Annotated in this window: 17 protein-coding genes, 1 tRNA gene and 1 pseudogene; 6 read left to right on the top strand and 13 right to left on the bottom strand. The window is 68.6% G+C overall.

Annotated elements, in window-relative coordinates; translation table 11 throughout:
* Positions 1–128: 128 nt before the first annotated feature.
* Positions 129–1,181: a M23 family metallopeptidase gene (locus nbrcactino_RS04995; protein ID WP_161926358.1), complete on the top strand. Its 1,053-nt coding sequence runs from the start codon at positions 129–131 to the stop codon at positions 1,179–1,181.
* 22 nt (positions 1,182–1,203) lie between these two features.
* Here nbrcactino_RS04995 and nbrcactino_RS04990 read toward each other — a convergent pair whose 3' ends face one another.
* From nbrcactino_RS04990 to nbrcactino_RS04975, 4 genes and pseudogenes are all read right to left on the bottom strand, one after another.
* Positions 1,204–3,606: a UvrD-helicase domain-containing protein gene (locus tag nbrcactino_RS04990; protein WP_161926357.1), complete on the bottom strand. Its 2,403-nt coding sequence runs from the start codon at positions 3,604–3,606 to the stop codon at positions 1,204–1,206.
* Between the two features lie 36 nt (positions 3,607–3,642).
* Positions 3,643–5,481 carry a hypothetical protein gene (locus tag nbrcactino_RS04985; protein WP_228460685.1) on the bottom strand — a complete coding sequence of 613 codons (1,839 nt, stop codon included), beginning with the start codon at positions 5,479–5,481 and terminating at the stop codon, positions 3,643–3,645.
* Positions 5,482–5,521: 40 nt separating this feature from the next.
* A complete protein-coding gene (locus nbrcactino_RS04980) occupies positions 5,522–5,911 on the bottom strand; it encodes a PPOX class F420-dependent oxidoreductase (protein WP_161926356.1) in 390 nt (129 codons plus the stop codon).
* 80 nt (positions 5,912–5,991) lie between these two features.
* A pseudogene (locus nbrcactino_RS04975) lies at positions 5,992–6,455 on the bottom strand (MerR family transcriptional regulator).
* Positions 6,456–6,519: 64 nt separating this feature from the next.
* Between nbrcactino_RS04975 and nbrcactino_RS04970 the strand changes: the two are divergent.
* From nbrcactino_RS04970 to nbrcactino_RS04960, 3 genes are read left to right on the top strand one after another with little or no spacing between them, the layout of a single operon-like run.
* Positions 6,520–6,828: a chorismate mutase gene (locus tag nbrcactino_RS04970; protein WP_161926355.1), complete on the top strand. Its 309-nt coding sequence runs from the start codon at positions 6,520–6,522 to the stop codon at positions 6,826–6,828.
* 31 nt (positions 6,829–6,859) lie between these two features.
* Positions 6,860–8,506, top strand: a complete 1,647-nt coding sequence (gene pgi, locus nbrcactino_RS04965) for a glucose-6-phosphate isomerase (protein ID WP_161926354.1) — start codon at positions 6,860–6,862, stop codon at positions 8,504–8,506.
* Positions 8,506–9,165: a hypothetical protein gene (locus tag nbrcactino_RS04960; RefSeq protein WP_186343304.1), complete on the top strand. Its 660-nt coding sequence runs from the start codon at positions 8,506–8,508 to the stop codon at positions 9,163–9,165. The genes pgi and nbrcactino_RS04960 overlap by 1 nt, the downstream gene beginning before the upstream one ends.
* Here the strand turns inward: nbrcactino_RS04960 and nbrcactino_RS04955 are convergent.
* Positions 9,129–9,872: an SDR family oxidoreductase gene (locus nbrcactino_RS04955; protein WP_161926353.1), complete on the bottom strand. Its 744-nt coding sequence runs from the start codon at positions 9,870–9,872 to the stop codon at positions 9,129–9,131. The two genes, nbrcactino_RS04960 and nbrcactino_RS04955, sit on opposite strands and share 37 nt — an antisense overlap.
* Positions 9,873–9,887: 15 nt before the next feature.
* Entirely contained in the window at positions 9,888–10,766 is an 879-nt protein-coding gene (locus tag nbrcactino_RS04950) for an Fpg/Nei family DNA glycosylase (RefSeq protein ID WP_161926352.1), read from the bottom strand.
* Between nbrcactino_RS04950 and nbrcactino_RS04945 the strand changes: the two genes are divergently transcribed.
* Positions 10,765–11,553 carry a 3'(2'),5'-bisphosphate nucleotidase CysQ gene (locus nbrcactino_RS04945; protein ID WP_161926351.1) on the top strand — a complete coding sequence of 263 codons (789 nt, stop codon included), beginning with the start codon at positions 10,765–10,767 and terminating at the stop codon, positions 11,551–11,553. The two genes, nbrcactino_RS04950 and nbrcactino_RS04945, sit on opposite strands and share 2 nt — an antisense overlap.
* On the opposite strand, the gene cobF is transcribed toward nbrcactino_RS04945, so the two are convergent.
* From cobF to nbrcactino_RS04920, 5 genes are all read right to left on the bottom strand, one after another.
* A complete protein-coding gene (cobF, locus tag nbrcactino_RS04940; RefSeq protein ID WP_228460684.1) occupies positions 11,527–12,327 on the bottom strand; it encodes a precorrin-6A synthase (deacetylating) in 801 nt (266 codons plus the stop codon). The genes nbrcactino_RS04945 and cobF overlap by 27 nt on opposite strands.
* Positions 12,328–12,482: 155 nt before the next feature.
* A complete protein-coding gene (locus tag nbrcactino_RS04935; protein ID WP_161926350.1) occupies positions 12,483–13,991 on the bottom strand; it encodes an LGFP repeat-containing protein in 1,509 nt (502 codons plus the stop codon).
* Positions 13,992–14,238: 247 nt separating this feature from the next.
* Positions 14,239–14,311 (bottom strand) — tRNA-Arg (locus nbrcactino_RS04930).
* Between the two features lie 25 nt (positions 14,312–14,336).
* Positions 14,337–16,016, bottom strand: a complete 1,680-nt coding sequence (locus nbrcactino_RS04925) for a VWA domain-containing protein (protein WP_161926349.1) — start codon at positions 16,014–16,016, stop codon at positions 14,337–14,339.
* 28 nt (positions 16,017–16,044) lie between these two features.
* Positions 16,045–16,488, bottom strand: coding sequence for a type II toxin-antitoxin system Rv0910 family toxin (locus tag nbrcactino_RS04920; RefSeq protein ID WP_161926348.1), 444 nt, complete (start codon positions 16,486–16,488; stop codon positions 16,045–16,047).
* On the opposite strand from nbrcactino_RS04920, the gene nbrcactino_RS04915 reads away from it, so the two are divergent.
* Positions 16,487–17,053, top strand: a complete 567-nt coding sequence (locus nbrcactino_RS04915) for a DNA-3-methyladenine glycosylase (protein ID WP_161926347.1) — start codon at positions 16,487–16,489, stop codon at positions 17,051–17,053. The genes nbrcactino_RS04920 and nbrcactino_RS04915 overlap by 2 nt on opposite strands.
* Before the next feature lie 128 nt (positions 17,054–17,181).
* Here the strand turns inward: nbrcactino_RS04915 and nbrcactino_RS04910 are convergent, their stop codons facing one another.
* Together nbrcactino_RS04910 and nbrcactino_RS04905 are read right to left on the bottom strand one after the other, a co-directional pair.
* Positions 17,182–19,707 carry an HAD-IC family P-type ATPase gene (locus nbrcactino_RS04910; RefSeq protein ID WP_161926346.1) on the bottom strand — a complete coding sequence of 842 codons (2,526 nt, stop codon included), beginning with the start codon at positions 19,705–19,707 and terminating at the stop codon, positions 17,182–17,184.
* Complete coding sequence (locus tag nbrcactino_RS04905) at positions 19,704–20,849, bottom strand: MBL fold metallo-hydrolase (RefSeq protein ID WP_228460683.1); 1,146 nt, start codon at positions 20,847–20,849, stop codon at positions 19,704–19,706. The genes nbrcactino_RS04910 and nbrcactino_RS04905 overlap by 4 nt, the downstream gene beginning before the upstream one ends.
* Between the last annotated feature and the right edge of the window lie 35 nt (positions 20,850–20,884).

Raw genomic sequence — 20,884 nt, 5'->3', positions numbered from 1 at the left:
ATTGTCACTCACTTCCAAGAACGTTGGTCGATTGTTGGACTTGACGCCTCGACTCCGATACCTTCGTTGGGGTGCCAAGTCACGAATTGGTTACGAAGACCGTGTGAAGTAGGTAGTTAGGCAGGATTGTGGCCCAGAAACGAACCGGGGTAATCGAGCATGCCGGGCGTCGCTTTGTCGCCCCCCTCGATGCCTCTGCCGTCGTCGCTGCTCGAACCGCGACCGCTGACCCCGCTGACCTCGAGGACGACTTCCTCGACCTTGATCGGCAGGCGTGGTCCCGGACCGTGCGCCGCAGCGCAACCCTCGACCCCGACACCGTCACCAGCTCGGAAATCACGCAGGACCTGGCGATCTCGGAGACCGAGTACCGCACCACCTACCAACAGCCCGCGCGCCGCACGCCGTCGACCCTCGTGGAGTCCGGTGAGATCGACGAACTTCCGATCAAGCGGACCGCAACCCCGTCGCGCACCCCCGGCAAGTCCGGCAAGCACCGTGTCAGCGCCCCGCCCACGGCACTGAAGGGCGGCCGGGCCGCTCTCGTCGCGCTCGCCGCCGGCGCCGCCGTGGCCGCCGCCGCGCACGCCTCCTCGGTCGACAACTCCAGCACCGCGGCCACCGCCGCCGACGGCACTCCGGATCAGGGCCCGGGCGTCGTCAACGGCACCGCGGACACCGACATGTCCTCGTTCACCCGCGGCCTGAGCCAGGGCAAGGCCCTGGCCGCCGCGGAGCAGGCCAAGGAGAACCTCAAGCGCCGCCCGCTGTTCACCTCCCCCATCCCGTTCGGCGTCTACAGCTTCACCTCCGGATTCGGGTCCCGTTGGGGCTCGTTCCACGGTGGCCTCGACATGGCCGCCCCGCTGGGCACGCCCATCCACGCCGCGACCGACGGCGTCGTCATCGCCGCCGGCCCCGCCTCGGGCTACGGCAACTGGGTCCAGGTCCGGGCCGACGACGGCACCGTGACGATGTACGGCCACATGTCCTCATCCGGCGTCTTGGTCCAGAAGGGCCAGCACGTCACCGCCGGCGACGTAATCGCACTGGTCGGCAACGAAGGCTTCTCCTTCGGCCCGCACGTCCACTTCGAGGTGTGGAAGAACGGGACCACCAAGATCGATCCGATGCCGTGGCTCGCGCAGCACGGTGTCCGCGTCTCGGCCTACACCGGCTGACGACGGATAATCGTCGCGAGACTCAGAGCTTCTCGCCGGGCAGCCCGCCCAACGTCATGAACGTCATGCGGCCGATGCTGCCGCCGAAGTCGAACGTGATCCGCTCCGTCGGCCCCGACCCCTCCTTGGCGACCGCCTTGCCCAACCCGTACTTCGGGTGGTTCATGCGGTCGCCGACGTCGTAGTGGACCGCCTTGTTGCGGCCGCGGGTGGGTGCGCCGAACGATTCGCGCCCACGCCCCGAGGATCCGAAGCCGCCGGAATCGGCTGAATCGAAACCGAAAGCGCCAGAGGCGCGGTGGCGCGAGGCCGAGCGCCGGGGTTCGGTGCGGCGCCAGTCGAGCAGGTGTCCGGGGATCTCGGTGAGGAACCGCGACTCGGGGTTGGACACCGGTTGACCCCACGACGCCCGCGCCAACGCACGGGTGAGGTAGAGGCGTTCCTTCGCCCGCGTGATGCCGACATAGGCCAGTCGGCGTTCCTCGCTCAACTCCGTGGGATCGCCGAGCGACCGCATGTGCGGAAAGTGCCCGTCCTCCCAGCCGGTGACGAAGACGACGGGGAACTCCAGACCCTTCGCGGTGTGCAACGTCATCAGCGTGACGACACCGGCCTCGGAATCGGGCACCTGATCGGCGTCGGCGACCAGCGATACCCGCTCCAAGAAGGCGGCCAGCGATCCCGGCTCGGGCTCACCCTCGCGATCGGCTTCACCCTCCTCCCCTGTGGGCGGTGCTTCCTCGGCCGCCGTCGCGCTGAACTCTCGGGCGACCGCGACCAATTCGTTGAGGTTGTCCAACCGCGCACCGTCCTGCGGGTCGCGACTGGCCTCCAATTCGGCGCGGTATCCGGTGCGGTCGATGATGGCGGCGACGAGCTCGCCCACATCCCCGCCCTCCGCGGTCGCGTCGACGACGATCTCGTCGGCATCGTCGGCCGACCCGAACGTCGCCAGGTACTCGCGCCGCAGTTCCTCGATCAGTTCGACGAATCCGCTGATCTGGTTGACCGCGCGGGTGTTCAACAACGGCACGGTTCCCTGCGTCGCCTCGAGCAGCGCCTGGTAAAAGCTGATCCCCCGGTTTTCCGCGTGGACCGCGACGCAGGCCTCGGCCCGGTCGCCGATTCCACGTCGAGGGGTGTTCAGGATCCGCCGCAGGCTCACCGTGTCATCGGGGTTCGCCACGGTGCGGAGGTAGGCGATGACGTCGCGGACCTCTTTGCGTTCGTAGAACTTGGTTCCGCCGACGACCTTGTACGGGATGCCGTGGCGGACGAACACCTCTTCCAACGCCCGCGACCCGGTGTTGGTCCGGTAGAACACGGCGATGTCGGCGTAGGCCCGGCTCGACGACCCGCCGATCGAATAGTCGGTCAGCGCGTCGATCTCGCCGGCGATGAAGGACGCCTCGTCGCGGTCGGTGTCGGCGACGTAGCCGACGATCAGCTCCCCGTCGCCGGAGTCGGTCCACAGCCGCTTGGGCCGCCGGTTGGGGTTCTGTGCAATGACCGCGTTGGCCGCGGAGAGGATCGTCTGCGTGGACCGGTAGTTCTGTTCGAGCAGGATGGCCTGGGCCTTGGGGAAGTCGCGCTCGAACTCCTCGATGTTGCGAATCGTCGCACCGCGGAAGGCGTAGATGGACTGGTCGGCATCACCGACGACGCAGAGTTCGGCCGGCGGCAGGTCCGGGTCCTCGTCGCTGCCGGTCAACTCCCGGATCAACACGTACTGCGCGTGGTTGGTGTCCTGGTACTCGTCGACGAGGATGTGGCGGAACCGGCGCCGGTAGTACTGCGCCACCTGCGGATGGCGCTGCAGCAGGGCCACCGTCTCGCCGATCAGGTCGTCGAAGTCGAAGGCATTCGCCGCGCGCAGCCGCCGCTGGTAGAGGTCGTACACCTGGGCCACGACGGCCTCGGCGCTGCCCTCTGGACCCGATTCGGCGTCGGCCGGGTCGATGAGCTCGTTCTTGAAGTTCGAGATCGCGACGGCCAGCCCGCGAGCGGCATACTTCTTGGGGTCGAGCTCGAGATCGCGAATGATCATCCCCAGCAACCGTCGCGAGTCGTCGGCGTCGTAGATGGAGAAGTTCGAGTTCATCGTCTCGCCCAACAGCCCCGACTGCGCGCGCAGGATCCGCACACACATCGAGTGGAAGGTCGACACCCACATGGCACGACCCCGGCCGCCGACGAGTTCGACGACCCGCTCGCGCATCTCGGCGGCGGCCTTGTTGGTGAAGGTGATCGCCAGGATCTGGCCCGGGTTCACATCGCGTTCGGCGAGCAGATAGGCGATCCGGCGGGTCAAGACCGCAGTCTTACCCGATCCGGCGCCCGCAACGATCAGCAACGGAGACCCGGTGTGCACCACCGCCTCGCGTTGCTGTGGATTCAGTCCGCGCAGCAGTTCCTCAGCACTCATCTCGACGACCAGGTTACCGGGCCCCTCGGACAGTCCCTACTTGAGCAGCGCCGCCTCGGCGACCTCGCCGACCCGACCCTCGCCGGTGTGCAGTCGCAGCCCGGCCGTCAGCGGGCGCAGCGCGATCGCCGTCCCGCGGCCGACGCTTTGCACATAGACGACGTGCAGGCCCGCCCGCACGTCCACGACAACGGGTTCGCCGCCGGCCAATTGGACCGACATCCGCCCATCCCGGTTCGCGCAGTAGCTGAGGGCGACCGTCCAGCGCCATTCGATCAACGGCCCGGACAGCGGTATCCGGGTGATGCTGCGCACCTCGGGATCGGTGCAACTGCCGCGGCCCGCCGCGAACGTCCGGGCCGGCGTCACCCCGCCGGGCACGAGCCGCCCGCGCTGGTCGAGCACCTTGAGGTCGTCGGTGACCGCACCGAACCGCACCGTCGGCCGGATCCGGCCGAAGGTGTGGCTGATCTGGTTCTCCGGATAGGCGACCGGGGTGAGGATCTCCAACGGCAGGGCCTGGTCGAACATGATCCGATCGGGATCCGACGCCAGCGACGCCCGCGCCGTCGCCAGATAGTCCGGCGTCGGATTGTTCCGCCACGACCGCTGGAAGTTCCACAGCCCCCACCCCGACGACGCGACCAGCACCACGACCACCGCCGCCGCGATCGGCAGGACCGGCCTCCGGCGCACGACGGCCGGCCGCGGACAGGCCAGCACGAGCGCCAGGCCGAGGGTCATCACCAGCGCCGCATCCGGCAGGTACCGCATCGTCTGGGCCAGTTCGAGCGCGGTGTTGGCGCTGGACCGGTTCCACATCACCGGGAACTGGGCGGCCACCACGTAGACGGCGGCCGCGACGATGACCGGCCAAGCCCCGCGCCGCAACCGGACCATCACGACCACCGCCACGGCGAGGAGTACCCATCCCGCGACGATCTGCCACACCGGCGCGAATCCCATCGGCGGGCTCGGAATCCACCGGTCCCAGTTCCACGGACCGCCGACCAGCGACGGGATCACGGCGTTGTTGACCGAACGCCAGGTCAGATGCAGCGCCTGGACCATGCTGTGCCGTCCGGCCGCCCCCTGGCCGCCGGTGACCGAGAGGAAGACCACCGCCCAGACGAGGGTCAGCGGCGCCAGCACCTGCCACAGCGGCTTGGCCCCGACGAAGGCGGCCGCCAACGGACCGGGCACCGACGATTCCCGCTCCCGGGCGAGCGCACCGAACCGACACCACAGCACCGTCGCGGCGAAGACCACCGGCACGATGTAAAGCGCCTTCTCGAAACAGGTGAGGGCCACGAGGTAGATCAGCGCGCTGCGCCACACGATGATCCGCGTCTGGCGATGAGACACCCCGGCGCAGAGCAGGACCGCATCGCCGACCAACCACGCCATCGCGAACTGCATGGGCAGGGTGTTGAGGCCCGCCGCCCACCACACATACGAGGGCACCGTCATCGGGGTGAAGAGGAAGAAGGCGAGCACCACGACCTGCGCCCACCGCGGCCGGCCGCTCGCGACGATCGTGATCATCCGCCACACCGCGACCGCGACAGCCGTCGCCAACACCACGAGGGTCACCGCGGCCGGCCACCACTGGGTGGGGGCGAGCAGGGTCGCGAGTCCGGCGAGGAAGAACGCACCCGGCATGAAGTGGCCGTCGTGGTTGTGGGCGAGATAGTCCCAACCGAACACGTTGTGGGTCGACGCGCGGCCGATGAGGATCAGGTCGTCCCAGTAGAAGCCGCCGGTGGCGGCGAGCACGATCCGCACCACGACGTACACCGCGATGAGTGCGACGGCCGCACCGGCGATCGTTCGAGTGCCGCCGAGAATCCGGCGGTCGGGATTATCACCGTCCACGCACCGAATCGTACGGGGCGCAGCGGCGTTCGGGGGCGGGCTACTGCTGACTGGTCGCGGTCGGCCGCACCACGTAGACGACGCGGAACTCCGCATCGCCGGGCGGGCCGTCCATCGGCAAGCCGTAGCGCTGCGCCAGGTCCCCGAACAGCGCACCGTCCGGATCGGCGTCGATCCGCTCGACCAGGCCCCGCACCTCGAGGTAGCGATACGGCTGATCGGGGTCGTTCACCGAGAAGGCGACCTGCGGATGCGCGGTCACATTCTTGTATTTCTGCCGCACCGTCGTGTTGGTGAAGTAGACGAGCTCACCGTCGAAGACAAACCACATGGGGTTGACCTGGGGTGTCCCGTCGGGCCGGATCGTCGCAAGGTGGGCGTAGAGGGGCCGGTCGAGCAGATCGCGGTGGGAGTCGGGAATCACGGACACGGTGGTGCGCCTTTCGTAGGGTTGGTTCATTCGCGGCCGGAGGAGCCGAGGATCGTCGAATACACGGAAACCCGGTCCTCTCAACGGTGGTCGTCGGTGCGCCGCTGCTGCGCGAGTTCGTCCGGATCGGTGATCGCACGCTCGGTGCAGTCGAGCCCTTCGTCGATCAGCCGCCGATAGTGCGCGATCTTGCGGTCGACGGCGTCGAGGTCGTCGACGAGTTCCCTGATACGGGACTCGACCTCCTCTCGATGGTTCTCCAGCAGGCGCATCCGGCGGCCGTGGGTGCGGGCCCCTGCGCCATCAACGTCACGAAGTCGCGCATCTGGGCGACCGGCATTCCGGTGCGCCGCAGGCGGACCAGCAGCTCGATCATGGCGATGGTGGCGTCGTCGTACCGGCGCACGCCCGCCGAATTGCGGGGAACCGCTGGGATCAGCCCCTCGGACTCGTACCAGCGCAGCGTGTCTCGGGTGAGGCCGGTCCGGGCGGACACGTCGGCAATGGACAGGTGGCGGGCGGGACCGCGGTCGTCGTCGGACATACCAACCACGCTAGGACTTCGAGTGCACTCCAACGCAAATATCGGCCGTGGCAAAATCGTCGGGGTGAGTGACCAATCCCAGCCCCGCGACCCGGACTCCGCCGACCTGTCCGACGACGTGAGTGCTCTGCCCGACGACATCGACGCGCTGCGCGGCGAGATCGACCGGCTCGACGCGATCATCCTGGCCGCCATCAAACGACGGTCGGCGGTGTCGAAAAAGATCGGCGCCGCGCGGATGGCGTCGGGCGGTCCACGCCTGGTCCACAGCCGCGAGGTGAAGGTCCTCGACCGCTTCGCCGACCTCGGCCAGGAGGGCCACACCCTGGCGATGCTGCTCCTGCGGCTCGGCCGCGGACCGCTGGGACGGTGACCGCGGGCCGCTGACCCCATAGGGTGGACCCATGAGCGACGATGTGACCGCAACCGAGTCGTGGCACGCGCTCGCGGCCCACCAGCCGCACGTGTTTGCCACGACCCTGCGCGAACTGTTCACCCTCGATCCCGAGCGCGGCCACGACCTGGTCGTGCAAGCCGGTGACCTGCGTATCGACTACTCCAAGAACCGTGTCACGCGCCAGACGCTGGAGCTGTTGCTCAGTCTCGCGCGCGAGGTGGGTGTGGAGGACCGTCGCGACGCGATGTTCGCCGGCGAGCACATCAACACCTCCGAAGACCGCGCGGTTCTGCACACCGCGCTGCGGCTCCCGGCCTCGGCAAGCCTGCTCGTCGACGGCGAGAACGTCGTCGCCGACGTGCACCGCGTCCTCGACGCGATGGGCCGATTCACCGATGACATCCGCGCCGGCCGGTGGCTGGGTTTCACCGGCAAGCCAATCACCGACGTCGTCAACATCGGGATCGGCGGCTCCGACCTCGGCCCGGCCATGGTCTGCGGTGCCCTGCGCGACTTCCACGACGGTCCGCGCACCCACTTCGTGTCCAATGTCGACCCCGCCGATCTGCTCGCCACCCTCGACGCGGTGAACCCCGCGACGACACTCTTCGTCGTCTCATCCAAAACCTTCACGACCCTGGAGACCCTGTCCAATGCTCGGGCGGCGCGGCGCTGGCTGGTCGATGCCCTCGGCGACGACGAGGCGGTGGCCCGTCATTTCGTCGCGGTCAGCACGAATGCCGAGGCAGTCACCGGATTCGGCATCGACACCTCGAACATGTTCGAGTTCTGGGACTGGGTCGGCGGCCGGTACTCGGTGGATTCGGCGATCGGGCTGTCGGTCATGCTGGCGATCGGCAAGGCCGGATTCGACGAGTTCCTCGGCGGATTCGCCGCGATCGACGAGCATTTCGCCACCGCGCCGCTGGAGCGCAACGCACCGGTGCTGCTCGGGCTGCTCTCGGTCTGGTACGACAACTTCTTCGACGCCGGCAACCGCGCCGTCCTGCCGTATTCGAACGACCTGGCCCGGTTCACCGCCTATCTGCAGCAGCTGTCGATGGAGTCCAACGGCAAGTCGGTGACCCGCGACGGGCGACCGGTCTCCTGCGACACCGGACAGGTGTGGTGGGGCGAGCCGGGGACCAACGGTCAGCACGCGTTCTTCCAGTTGCTCCATCAGGGCACCCGGATGATCCCGGCCGACTTCATCGGCTTTGCCGAGCCGTTCCGCGACGTCCTCACCGAAAACGGGACGTCCATGCACGACCTGCTGATCGCCAACCTGCTCGCCCAGACCAAGGTGTTGGCCTTCGGGAAGACGGCCGAAGAGGTGGCCGGGGAAGGCGTGGCCCCGGAACTCGTCGGGCACAAGGTGATGCCCGGCAACCGGCCTTCGACGACGATCTTCGCGCCCAAGCTGACCCCCGGGACACTCGGCCAACTGATCGCGCTCTACGAGCACCAGGTGTTCGTCGAGGGGGCGGTGTGGGACATCGACTCCTTCGACCAATGGGGTGTCGAACTCGGCAAGAAGCAGGCCCTCGAACTGCTCGACTCCATTGCCGCCGCCGACCCGCCTGGACCGCTCGGCGACTCCTCCACCGATGCCCTCGTGCACTGGTATCGCGGCCAGACGGGACGGGAGTCCTGATGACGCGCCGCGGGGTACCCGTGACCGTCGCGCTCGCCGCCGTCCTCGCCGCCGCGGGGACGGTCGGCGCCTGCTCGACCGGCGACCCCGACGCACCGGGACCCGAGGTGCCCACCTCGGCGTCGTTGAGCATCCCCGCCGATACGACCACCCGCACCCAGCCCGGCCGCCAATTGCGCTTCGGCCAGACGGCACTACTGCCGGCCACCACCTTCCACCCCCACCAGCTGGCCGCCTACACCGTGACCGGGATCCGCCGCGCCGGACGGCTGCCCGATTCGATCACCAAGGACGGCAGCGGCTACTTCCTGCACCTCACGGTGATGTCGCTGGCCGACAAGCCCGCTCCGGCACCCGACGTCATCGGCTTCGCCGGTAGCGCCGACGGCGTGACCGCGGCGCTGACCATCCGGTCCACCGCCGAGGTCCCCGACTGTGTCACCCGGACCCCACCCCGGCTGATGAAGCGCGGCGAATCGTATGCGACCTGTCTGATCACCGTCGTCGACAAGGGCCAAACGGTGCGCGCCGGCATCTACTGGGCCGACACCGCCGGCGACCCGGCGCTCGACTTCAAGCGCAACCCGATCGTCTGGACCGGCGACGGAACGCCGCCGACCAGTCAGACCATGCGGCGCGAGACCGGCTCGGGCAGGTAGCGCATCGCCGCGGCGAGCGGCTCCCAGGGCCAACGCGGTACCGCCGCGTGGGCCTTCTCCGCCTCGATGGCCGCCACCATGGCCGCCACCCCGTCCTCGGTCTTGGCCATGAGCCGGGTCTTCACACCGCGGTTGATGTCGGTCTCGATGTACCCCGGCTCGATCACGGTGATCTGGATCGGCTTGCCGGCGAACTCGGCCTGCAACCCCTGTCCCAGCGCGGTCACCCCGGCCTTGGAGGCGGCATAGGCGGCCTGCGCCTTCGGCAGGCCCCGGTTGGCGCTTACCGAGCTGATCAGGACGAGGTGCCCGGCACCCTGCTCGCGGAAGATCTCCAGCGCCGCCTCCGCCTGGGCGAGCGCACCGGTCAGGTTCGTCTGCACCGTCTCCAGGTTCGCCCGGGCCTTGCCGGTCCCGATCGGCGCGCCTTTGCCCAGGCCCGCGTTGACGATCACCCGGTCGAGCCCGCCGAGCTGGTCGCGCAGCGCGCCGAAAACACCGGGGATCGAGTCGAAGTCGGTCACGTCCAGTTCGGCGACCTCGATCTGCGCCGCATCGGGCCGCAGCTCGGCCGCCAAAGCGGTCAAGCGGTCGAGTCGTCGGGCACACAACCCCAGGCTGCGGCCCCGCTTGGCGAACTCGCGGGCCATGCCCTCGCCCAGCCCGGAGCTGGCACCGGTGATCAGAATCTTCTCGCGCGTAGTCACGGGGTCCAGCCTAGGTCACTTCAGCAGGCGGGACATCCGGCGATCGGCCAGCTTGCGACCACCGGTCTGGCAGGTCGGGCAGTACTGGAACGAACGGTCAGAAAAGGACACCTCCGCGACGGTGTCACCGCAGACCGGGCACGGGAGTCCGGTGCGCCCGTGGATCTGCAACCCGGAGCGCTTCTCGGCTTTCATCGTCGACACGCCGCCGGGCCCCTCCAGGCGGTTGATCGCCTCACGCAGGATCCCACCGGTGGCCTCGTACAGCGCGTCGATCTGCGCGTCGGACAAGTGTTTGGCGGTGGCGAACGGGGACAGTCGCGCCCGGTGCAGGATCTCGTCGGAATAGGCGTTGCCCACACCGGCGATCACCCGCTGATCGGTCAGTAGGTTCTTGATCCGCGCCGAACTCCCCGCGAGGATCTGCGCCAGCGACTCTCGGCTCAGCGAGAGCACGTCGGGCCCGAGGCCCGCGATCCGCGGAACCTGCTCGGGATCGGTCACGAGCCACACCGCCAACCGCTTCTGGGTGCCGGCTTCGGTGACGTCGAACCCCTCCCCCGGCAGCCCGCAGTGGACCCGGAGCGCAATCGGCCCCTTGCCGCCCGGGCGGGGCGGTGTCGGCGACAGGTTCGCACTCCAGCGGACCCATCCCGCCCGGGACAGGTGGATCACCAGGTACAGCGGTTCGTCGTCGTCGGCGCCGGTTGTGATGACCAGGTACTTCCCGATCCGGCCGACGGTGCTGACGATGCGGCCGGCCAGCGCGGTGTAGGGCGGATCGGCGGTTTTGAGGACGGCCAGCGAGGCGACGTCGACCCGACGGATGGGCAGCCCGGCGGCGCGCTCGTCGAGGAAGTTCGCTATCGCGGTGACCTCGGGAAGCTCGGGCATGGATCCAGTGTGCTCTAGTGGAGAGGTGAGTTCCATACCTGCGCCATCGGGTTCGAGGCTGTCCGACGACGAGTTGGCCGCGCAGATCGCCGAGGGCGCGGGACGACTGCTCCTCGGGGTCCGCCACGGCGGGCTGCTCGACGGTCGGCTGATCGGCGACGCCGGGGATCAGCTGGCGCAGGCGTGGATCGGCGCGGTACTGCGCCGCCGTCGCCCGCGCGACGCCGTCCTCTCCGAGGAGGCCGAGGATGTCGGTGACCGGTCCACGGCCGAGCGGGTCTGGATCATCGACCCGCTGGACGGGACGAGCGAGTTCTCCTACGGCACGGCAGACTGGGCGGTGCACGTCGCGCTGACCGAGGGCGGGCGGCCCACGGCGGCTGCCGTGTCCATCCCCGCCCGCGGCGAGTTGTACCGCTCCGATGAGGTCGACACCGTCGGCGGACCGCTTACCGGCCGGATCGCGGTGTCGCGGTTCGGCGGCAGCTACGAGTCGGCCCATGTCGCCAATCAGCTTGGCCTGCAACGCGTCTCGATCGGGTCCGCCGGCGCGAAGGCGATGGCGGTAGTCCGCGGCGACGTCGACGCCTATGTCCACTCGGGCGGACAGTACGAGTGGGACAACTGCGCACCGGTCGGCGTCTGCGAGGCTGCCGGACTGCACTGCAGCCGACTCGACGGCTCGGAGATCCGCTACAACCAACGGGTTCCGTACATGCCGGACTTTGTGATCTGCCGCCGCGAGATCGCCGACGACGTGTTAGCCGCCCTGGACGCCGTCTGGTGAGCGGGACGAGCGGAGCAGGTAGATGTCCATGACCCAACCGACCCGTCGTTTCAGTTCGTCGCGCGCGGCACCGATGTCGTCGGCCACCTGCTCGACCGGTCCGGCGATGAGCACCTCGTCGGCGGTACCGAGGTTGGCCCCCCAGTAGATCTCGTCACCGGGACGGGCGGCGGCGCGGAACGCCTCCGTCCCGTCGAGCATCACGATTTGATTGCCGGCCGCCCCGTCCGGTGTCGAGGCGAGTCGCCGACCGGTGGTGATGTGGATCGGCTCGCCCACCCGGTTGGCGGTGATCCGGTGCGCGGCGGTCAGGGCCGAGGCGCTCGTGACCCCGGGGACGACGACGAGGTCGACCGTCCAACCCGGCAAACCGGCGAGACCGTCGACCACGCGCAGCGTGCTGTCGTAGAGAGAGGGGTCGCCCCAGACGAGGAAGCCGACCCGGCTGCCGTCGGGGAGGTCCGCGATCGCCGCGGCGATTGCCTCGACCCGGGCCGCATGCCACCGGGCCACCTCGCGCGGGTAGTCGGCGGGCCGGCGGTCCCGCGGCGGATCGGCGACGACGAGGACCTGCGCCGTCGGGGCGTAGCGGTCCACCAACCCGGTGCGCAGCCGGCGCATGGATTCGGTCGACTCCCCCTTGTCGAGCAGGACCACCGCGTCGAGACCACCGAGTTCCTCGACGGCCTCGAGGGTGATCTGGCGCGGGTTGCCCGGGCCCACGCCGATGACCTTGATCTGCACGGCGCGCGACGGCGGCTGGGTTCGGGTCACGACCACCACGCTATCTCCCCTCCCCCGCCCCTGGGACGGGCCGCCTGGAAAGCAATGACCCCGAGAAAGCACTGATCCCGAGAAAGCACTGATCCCGAGAAAGCACTGGGGCCCAACACCTTGCGGTGTTGGGCCCCGGGCCTCGTGCTTACCGGCTACTGGTACTTCTTGAAGCCGGCGGCCTCGGCATCCGCCTCGGTGGCGAACCAGATCTCCGCGATCGTCGCCTTGTAGGCGCTCGATGCAGGGGTGTGGAACAGACCCGAGTCGGCGTTGCCCTTGATCGGGAAGCCCTTGGGCTCCGCGTCGCCGGGCAGCGGGAGGTGGGCACCCTTGGGCAGCGGGACGGTCTTGCCGTCGCGCACCCAGGTACCGGCGGCACCCGCGGCAGCCGCGGCACCGGCGGCCGCAGCCGCACCCTTGCCGGTGGCGTCACCGACCAGGCCGGACACCTTGTCGCCGGCGGCACCGGCAGCGTCGCCGGCCTTGCCGGCGGCACCGGAGGCACCACCCTTGACCTTGTCGATGGCGTCCTCGGCGGCATCCTTCACCTTCCCGCCGGCGCGCTCTGCCGCGTCGACGGCATCCTCGGCGGCATTCTTGACCTTGCTGCCCGCGGCACCCGCGGCAGCACCGGCGGCCGCAGCCGCACCGGCCGCACCGGCAGCGACCTTGCCGCCGGCACCCTTGACCGCGCCCACGGCACCGTCGAGGTTCGGAGCCTTCAGGTCGGGAGCACTCAGGCCATGGCCCTTGCGACCCTTACCGGTCAGCAGACGCCACAGCCATGCGAGCAGCAGCAGGCCGCCGATGATCAGCAGCGGAAGCAGCAGCCACCACCAGTTGAAGCCGTCAGCCTTGGGCAGGCTCACGTTCGGCGCGTTCACGTCGGGCAGGTTCACGTCCGGCGCGGTGACCTTCGGCAGGTTGATGTCGGGCACGTTGATGCTCGGCCAGCCCGGCAGGCTGATCGACGGCCACTTCAGGCCCGACAGCTTCGCGTTCAGGTCCGGCAGACCCGGCAGGTTCGGGAGATCGATCCACTTGCCGGTCTTCGCGTTGAAGCTCAGCGTGCCGTTGGCAAACTTCTGGGTGATGACATCACCGTTGACGACGGCGTCACCCAGCGGGAGACCCAGCGCGCCGGCGATGTCGTTATCGCCCAGCGCCGCGGCGAACGGACCACGAACGACCCAAGCACCGGTCTGCGGGGTCCAGTAGATCCGCGGGTTGTCCGCCGCCGACAGCTCGGCGAAGCGGGCACCCTCGGGAGCCTGCGCCACACCTTCACTCGTCTTGGGGAAGCCGAGGCTGCCGGTCGGGCCCTGTTCGGCGATGAACTTCTCGTTGATGGCACCGTAAAGGACGTGCGCACCGGTCTTTTCGGACCAGTAGACCGCACCGCCGGCGAACTTCTGCTCGAAGCCGTCGCCGACAGAGGTCACATCGCCCTCTTTGGCACCGAGGCCAGTGTCGCGGAAACCGCGGTCAGCGGTACCGCTCTCGATTTCACCGACCACCTTGTCGATGGCCGCCCGAGCATCATCCTGTGGTGCTGCGGATGCGTGCGGCGCGACCAGCATCAGCGACCCTGCAACGGCGACAGCGCCGACTGCCAGGCGGCGCAATGCCACGAGCCCTGACTTCTTATTGACGGGTTTCACTCCGTGAACTCCTTGTTTCATGGCACGATCGGATCCATGCCTAATTGATAGCTTGCTACACCACCGCTGGAGGCGCAGCGCAATCGCGACGCCGACTTATCGAAGTATCGTGAAGATCACCAAAGTCGACCGCCACCGACCACCCTAACTGGATTGGCGGCACAACGAAGTACTTCCGCGTCGCGGTGGGTGCAACTATCGAAACCCTGGACGGAAACGCGCAGGTAGGGGCGGCAGAGATGGGTTGTGCTCCCGGTAGGATTCGAACCTACGACACCGGCTTTAGGAGAGCCGTGCTCTATCCCCTGAGCTACGGGAGCGGTGCGCGCGAACGCGCGGTGACAGCTATTTACCAGCCGCCTCGATCCGCGCGGCAATCGCGTCGACGAAAACCGAACGGATATCGGCCGGAGTCTTCGCGGTGTAAGACGTGCCACCGGTCGCGTCGGCAATCGCCTTGAGCGCGTTGGCATCTGCGTTCTCCGAGATACCAATGGTCAGAATGAGAACCGGCCGCGCCGGATCCTGCAGCTTCTTCAACTCGGCCAGCAGTTGTTCGAGCGTGATGCTGTTGGGATCCTCATTCTCCCCATCGGTCAGGATGATGACCGAATTGGAGAAGTTCGGGTCATAGGTGCTCTGCACCTTCTTGTACGCAGCCAACGTGGTGTCGTACAAACCGGTGCCGCCATGCACATTGGCCATTGCCTTGCGAACGGCGTCGGCGAGCACATCGCGGTGCGTGCGACCGCCGGCCGCCCGCGCATTCAGCGGGCGGATCGGGGCCACTTCCAGATAGTCGACACCAGGGCCGCCACGGTCGATGCTGAACATCCAGGCACCGATCTCGGCGTTGTTCGGGAACATCTTCAACCCCGACAGCGAGGCCTCGCGCAACAGGTCGGCACGCGTCCCCGACCCCGAGCTGGCCACCATCGAGCCGGAGACGTCTTCCACGACGAGGGTCCGGATCGGCACGGCCAACACCTGCCACTGACGCAGCGCACGGTCGACCTGGGCTTGGTCCTGCGCGGGCAGCGGCTTGACTGCTCCGACTCCCGCCCCGTTGGCCAACGGCTGGCCCTGTCCGTCGCGCAGATACCCGGCGGCGAGGATCTTGCGGCCCTCCTCCGACGCGGCGATCTCGGCCAACACCTGGCCGGCCTTGGTCGCGGTCTCGGTGCGTTCTGGCGCCGCGGTGTTCACCATCGGGTAGTCGAGGAACACCGAGCCGTCGGCCGGCGTCGCCGCCTTCAACGCCGAACCCTTGTGGGTGCTGGTGAACAGCAGGTACTGCTGCTCGGTCGTCAAGACCGGAATGTCCGGGGTGGTGTTGGCCAGGTTCAGGCGGGTGCCCTCCCGGTCGTTCCCGGTACGCGCGTTGTTCTGCTGGACGGCCAGGACTGTCATCGCATCCACCAACTGCTTCTGCGTGATGCCACCCGATTTGACCTCGGCCAGTGCACCGAGGATCGGCGCGTCGCCGATCGTGGTGTCGACCGGCGAGCCCATCCGCAGGTTCGGCAGCTTCATCACGTCGACCCAGCTCTTCAGCTGCGGAACCTGCTGGCCCACCGCCACGACGGGGCTCTGCGCCATCGAGGCCGCGACCGTCGGCAGTTCCCGCTGGACCTGCGCGCCCACCCGGCGCGCCTGGGCGCCCGAGTCGGCCACCCACAGATCGGGAGTCTTCGTCGGATCGGTGAGCGCTGCGGGGACGTCGGGTCCGGGCAGCGCCGTCACGGTGAAGGCGTAGCACTTCCCCGCCGCCGCGGCGGCCATCTCCTTGAGCGGTCCCGCGATCGCCGGATCCGCGGCAACGGCGACCGGCTCGTCCTTGCAGCCGAACACGCCGCCGCGCCAGGCCACGAATCCGCCGACCAGCGCCAACACGATCAACAACGTCGCCAGCGACCAGATCAGTCCGCCGCGGCGCGGCTTGCTCGTATCCGCATGCTCGAATCCGAAGTCGTCCTTGGTGGCCGAGTGTCGACTCGCCATCACATCCTCCACTTCCGGCGCCATGGCGCAACGGTCTTAAGACACATGAGTTTTATTGGGCGGCGAAGACGTCGCGAAAGTTCGCCAGAGACGTCCGCAGGTCCTTCTTCGTCGCCCGGGCCGCGGCCATCCCCGCAGGTCCGATGAGCGGCAAGCCGCCCAGATCGACCTCAAAGGTTACCGTCGAGCCCTTTCCCTTGGGTTTGATTGACAAATCGAGCTTTGCCTTCACGCCGCCCTTGCCGTCGCCGACCAGCCGCACCTCGTTCGGCGGGTCGAACCGCTCGATCGTCCAGTCGAATCGAACCCGCGCCCCTTTAAGCTTGATGACTGAGGACACGTTGACGCCGACGGCCAGCTCATCGACGCCGGGGAGCTCGCTGCGCCACCCGTCGTGCAGCGTGAGCCACTCCTCGTAGCGGGAGAGGTCCCGGGCATGTTCCCACGCCTCCTCCACCGACAAGTCGACATCCACGGAGTCTTTCGCCTTGGCCATGAGCAACAACCCTACTGTCACTGTCCGCGCGCAAGAACTGCTGGGCGCCGTTCTGGTCGGACACGGCGCCTCGGTGATGATTACCGAGGTCGAGGCCTACGACGGGGTGAACGACCCGGCGTCGCACGCCTTCACCCGCACCCCCCGATCCGAGATCATGTACGGACCGCCGTGGCGGTTGTACGTGTACGCCATCCACGGCCACCACGCCGCCAATGTGGTGACCGGGCCGACCGAACACGCCTCGGCGGTCCTCATCCGCGCCGGCCGGGTCGTCGACGGCCTCGCGACGGCGCGGGATCGGCGGCCGACGGCGCGCGACGACGACGCGTTGGCGCGCGGGCCCGGCAACCTCACCCGCGCCTTGGGAATCACCCTCGTCGACAAGGGCACCGACCTACTGACGCCGACCCCGGTGGCCTTGGAACGACGGGCGGGCTTGCCACCGGCGACAATCCGGAGTGGTCCCCGGGTCGGTGTCCGGCTGGCCGCGGACAACCCGTGGCGGTTCTGGCTCGACGGCGAACCGTCGGTGTCGGCCTACCGGCGCCATCCCCGCGCCTGATTCTTGCCGATCACCCCAGTTCAACGGGATTCCGGCGGTAGTAACCCAGCGCAGCACATTCGGCCCACGCGCCACCCACGTACCTTGAGAAGGTCATGGCGAAAACGCCACGGCCCCTGGGCAACCGGCTAGACGGTCAAGGCGACGTCCTCATCCTCGTCGTCGGCCGCGTCCTCTGGGACAAATCTGGGCAGTACACGGTTGACCACTTCAATGGCGACCATGCCGATGACCGCCGCGATCAGGGCCACCGAGATGTTGCCCCAGTTGGACGAGTCCAGGTTGAACCAGCGCTGCGGGTCGAACCATCCGCCGCGCGGCCAGAAGAAGATGACGACGTACGCGAGCGCCGACACCACCAGCAGGAGCGTCTTCCACCAGTTGTATGGCCGGGCGACGACCACCAGGACGTAGAACGCCGAGGCGATCAGCGCGATCAGTGTCGCGGTGGAGGCCTGTGCGGCCGCCGGCGACAGTTGGTCGACCTCGACGCCGAGCTTGGGTCCGTCGTCGCCGCCGGGGTTCACCAGCACGAAGGTGATGAAGGCGACCAATCCGACGATGATCCCGTTGGGCACCGCGTGGGTGAGGACCCGCTTGACGAAACCGGTCCGGGCCCGCTCGTTGTTCGGCGCCAGCGACAACACGAACGCCGGCACCCCGATGGTGAACCAGGCCGAAATCGTGATGTGGATCGGTTGGAACGGATAGGCCAAGGACTCGAATCCGAAGATCTTGCCCGCCACTCCGGCCAGCCCGACCAACAGCGCCAACAGCACCGCGTACACGGTCTTGGTGAGGAAGAGGTTCGCCACGCGCTCGATGTTGCCGATGACGCGGCGGCCCTCGCCCACGACATAGGGCAGGGTGGCGAACTTGTTGTCCAACAACACGATCTGGGCGACCGAGCGCGCCGCCGAACTGCCCGATCCCATCGCCACGCCGATGTCGGCATCCTTCAGGGCGAGGACGTCGTTGACACCGTCACCGGTCATCGCGACGGTGTTGTGGCGCGACTGCAGCGCCTTCACCATCGCCCGCTTCTGGTCGGGCCGGATCCGCCCGAACACGGTGCCGTCGGTGACGACCTCGGCCAACTCGTCGCCACCGGACGGCAACTGCCGCCCGTCGACCGCGTTGTCCACCGAGCCCAGGCCCAGCGACGCCGCCACCGCGCCGACCGACCGGGCGTTGTCACCGGAGATCACCTTGACGTCCACATGCTGGCGGCCGAAGTAGTCCAACGTGTCCTTGGCGTCGGGCCGGACCCGCTGCTCGAGCAGGACCAGGGCCACCGGTGTCATCTGGTCGGTCGCCCCGGGCTGGTCCACCGCGACGTCGGTGCGGGCCAGCAACAGCACCCGCAGCCCGGTCTCGCCGATCTGGGTGGCGCGCGCGGCGACGTCGGTGGCCGGGTCGAGGAGGATGTCGGGCGCCCCGATCAACCAATTCCCCGCGTCCGAGCCGGAGGCATCGGCGAAGGAGATCCCACTCCACTTGAGCGCCGAGGAGAACGGCTGCACCGCGGTCGTCGACCAGTTGGGCGCGTCGGCGAAGGCCTCCTTGATCGCCTCGATGCTCGCGTTGGGCCGCGGATCCGCGGCGGCGATGGCCGCCAGCGCCGCATGCATCTGCTCCTCGTCGATACCCGAGCCGGCCACCGGCTCAACCTCCGACAGGCGCATGCCGTTCTCGGTGAGGGTGCCGGTCTTGTCGGCGCACACGATGTTGACGCGGGCCAGCCCCTCGATGGCGGGCAGTTCGTTGACCAGGCACTGCCGCTGGCCGAGGCGGACCACGCCGACCGCGAACGCGATCGAGGTCATCAGCACCAGGCCCTCGGGGATCATCGGGACCAGCGCGGCGACCATGCCGAGGATGCCGGGCTTCACCGACTCCCACGCCAGCGAGCCGTCGCCGGCGATGAACAGCTGGTTGATGATCGTGAGGATGCCGGCCGGGACGAGCAGGTAGGTGATGACCTGCAAGATCTTGTTGATGCCGGTGCGCAATTCGGAATCGACGAGGGTGAACTTCGACGCCTCCGCGGCGAGCTTCGCGGCGTAGGCGTCCCCGCCGACCTTGGTGGCGCGGTAGGCGCCGGAACCCGCGACGACGAAGCTGCCGGAGAGGATCTGGTCCCCGGCGTTCTTGTCAACCGGGTCCGCCTCACCGGTGAGCAGCGATTCGTCGACGTCGAGGGAGGCAGACTCCACCGTCTCGCCGTCGACGACGATCTGGTCGCCCGGCCCCAGCTCGATGATGTCGTCGAGCACGACCTCCTCCGGCGCCACCTGGACCGCGACACCGTCTCGGCGCACGGTCGGCGTCGCGCGGCCGACGATCGAGAGGCGGTCCAGCGTCCGCTTGGCGCGGATCTCCTGGATGATGCCGATACCGCTGTTGGCGATGATGATGAGGCCGAACAGCCCGTTCTTGAGCGAACCGGTGGCCATCACCAGCACGAACAGCACACCGAGCATCGCGTTGATGCGGGTGAAGACGTTGGCCCGCACGATCTGGCCCACCGTGCGGCTGGCCTTCTCGCTGGAGACGTTCGCCTGTCCGGCCGCCTTGCGCTGGGCCACCTGCGCGGCGGTCAGCCCACGCGCCGGATCCACCGGGTCGGTCCGCTCGGGTGCTTCGACGGTCACGCCGACTCCTTCCACCAGTCCGGCGCGACGATGGCGGTCCCGGTGCGGCCGATGACGTCGAACTCTCCCCCGGGTTGGGGGATGACGATGTCGACCGGCGCCTGACCCGGCGAGCCCTGCGCGGCGTGGGAGAGCCGCGCGGCGGGTTCGCCCCACGTGTGTCGCGCGAGGTTGAACGTACCCCAATGGATGGGGACGAGCAGTGCATCGGTCCCGCGCGTCAGCATCCGGTGGATCGTGAGCGCCTCCTCCGGGTTGACGTGGATGTCGGGCCACAGCGGATCGTAGGCGCCGATCGCGACGAGGGTCAGCTGGAACGGGCCGTAGGCGGCACCCACGTCGTCGTAAGACTCGCTGAACCCGGTGTCGCCGGAGAAATAGGCACGGTGGCGGGGGCCGAGCACCGCCCACCCGGCCCACATCGTCGAATCCCGGTCCAGACCGCGACCGGAGAAGTGCCGCGCGGGCACCGGGACGAACCTCGTGGCCCCGACGACGACCTCGTCGTGCCACTGGGCGGTGCGGATGGACTCGGCGGGGATGCCCCATGCCCGCAAATGCGCCCCCACGCCGATCGGGCACACGAACACCGCGGCCGGTTGGCTGCGGGACAACCCGACCACGCTCGCCATGTCGAGGTGGTCGTAATGGTCGTGGCTGATCAGGACGACGTCGATCGGCGGCAGATCGTCGATGTCGCAGGGCATCGGGTGCATCCGTGCCGGACCGACCAGTTGCGACGGGGAACACCGCCGGGAGAACACCGGGTCGGTCAGGATCCGCACCCCGTCGACCTCGACCAGGGCGGTGGCGTGCCCCAGCCAGGTGACCGCCAGGTCCCTGGCCCCGCCGATGAAGTCGGGCGTGCTGACCATGATGCGGCGGGTGGGCCGGCCCGGTCGGCGAAGCATGTCGCCGAGGGCGGCCGCCGGATTGCCCGACATCGGCGACGCCGGATCGGCATTGACGAACCGGTCGCCGACGAGAAACCGGGATCCGGCCACCTCGGCGGCGATCTGATCCAGGGTCGCGCCGAGAGCCCGCGCGCCGGGCAACCCGGCGTCGGCCAATCGGCTCGTCGTCGACGTCACCGCCCCGCGCACGACCGTCGAAGTCCGCTGAAGCCTCGCTTTGCCCGTCACCGCCTCCAATCTAGCGATCGATGGGGCATAGTATC

The organism is Gordonia crocea, from assembly GCF_009932435.1.
Taxonomy (GTDB): domain Bacteria; phylum Actinomycetota; class Actinomycetes; order Mycobacteriales; family Mycobacteriaceae; genus Gordonia; species Gordonia crocea.
The sequence above is the reverse complement of the archived record's forward strand: the minus strand, read 5'-3'. Positions and strand labels throughout refer to the sequence as shown.

Coding starts and splice junctions, on each gene's coding strand:
- pgi (WP_161926354.1), top strand. CDS start 6,860: ATGAGCGACGATGTGACCGCAACCGAGTCGTGGCACGCGCTCGCGGCC.
- nbrcactino_RS04915 (WP_161926347.1), top strand. CDS start 16,487: ATGAGCAACAACCCTACTGTCACTGTCCGCGCGCAAGAACTGCTGGGC.
- nbrcactino_RS04945 (WP_161926351.1), top strand. CDS start 10,765: ATGGATCCAGTGTGCTCTAGTGGAGAGGTGAGTTCCATACCTGCGCCA.
- nbrcactino_RS04950 (WP_161926352.1), bottom strand. CDS start 10,766: ATGCCCGAGCTTCCCGAGGTCACCGCGATAGCGAACTTCCTCGACGAG.
- nbrcactino_RS04920 (WP_161926348.1), bottom strand. CDS start 16,488: ATGGCCAAGGCGAAAGACTCCGTGGATGTCGACTTGTCGGTGGAGGAG.
- nbrcactino_RS04925 (WP_161926349.1), bottom strand. CDS start 16,016: ATGGCGCCGGAAGTGGAGGATGTGATGGCGAGTCGACACTCGGCCACC.
- nbrcactino_RS04990 (WP_161926357.1), bottom strand. CDS start 3,606: ATGAGTGCTGAGGAACTGCTGCGCGGACTGAATCCACAGCAACGCGAG.
- nbrcactino_RS04960 (WP_186343304.1), top strand. CDS start 8,506: ATGACGCGCCGCGGGGTACCCGTGACCGTCGCGCTCGCCGCCGTCCTC.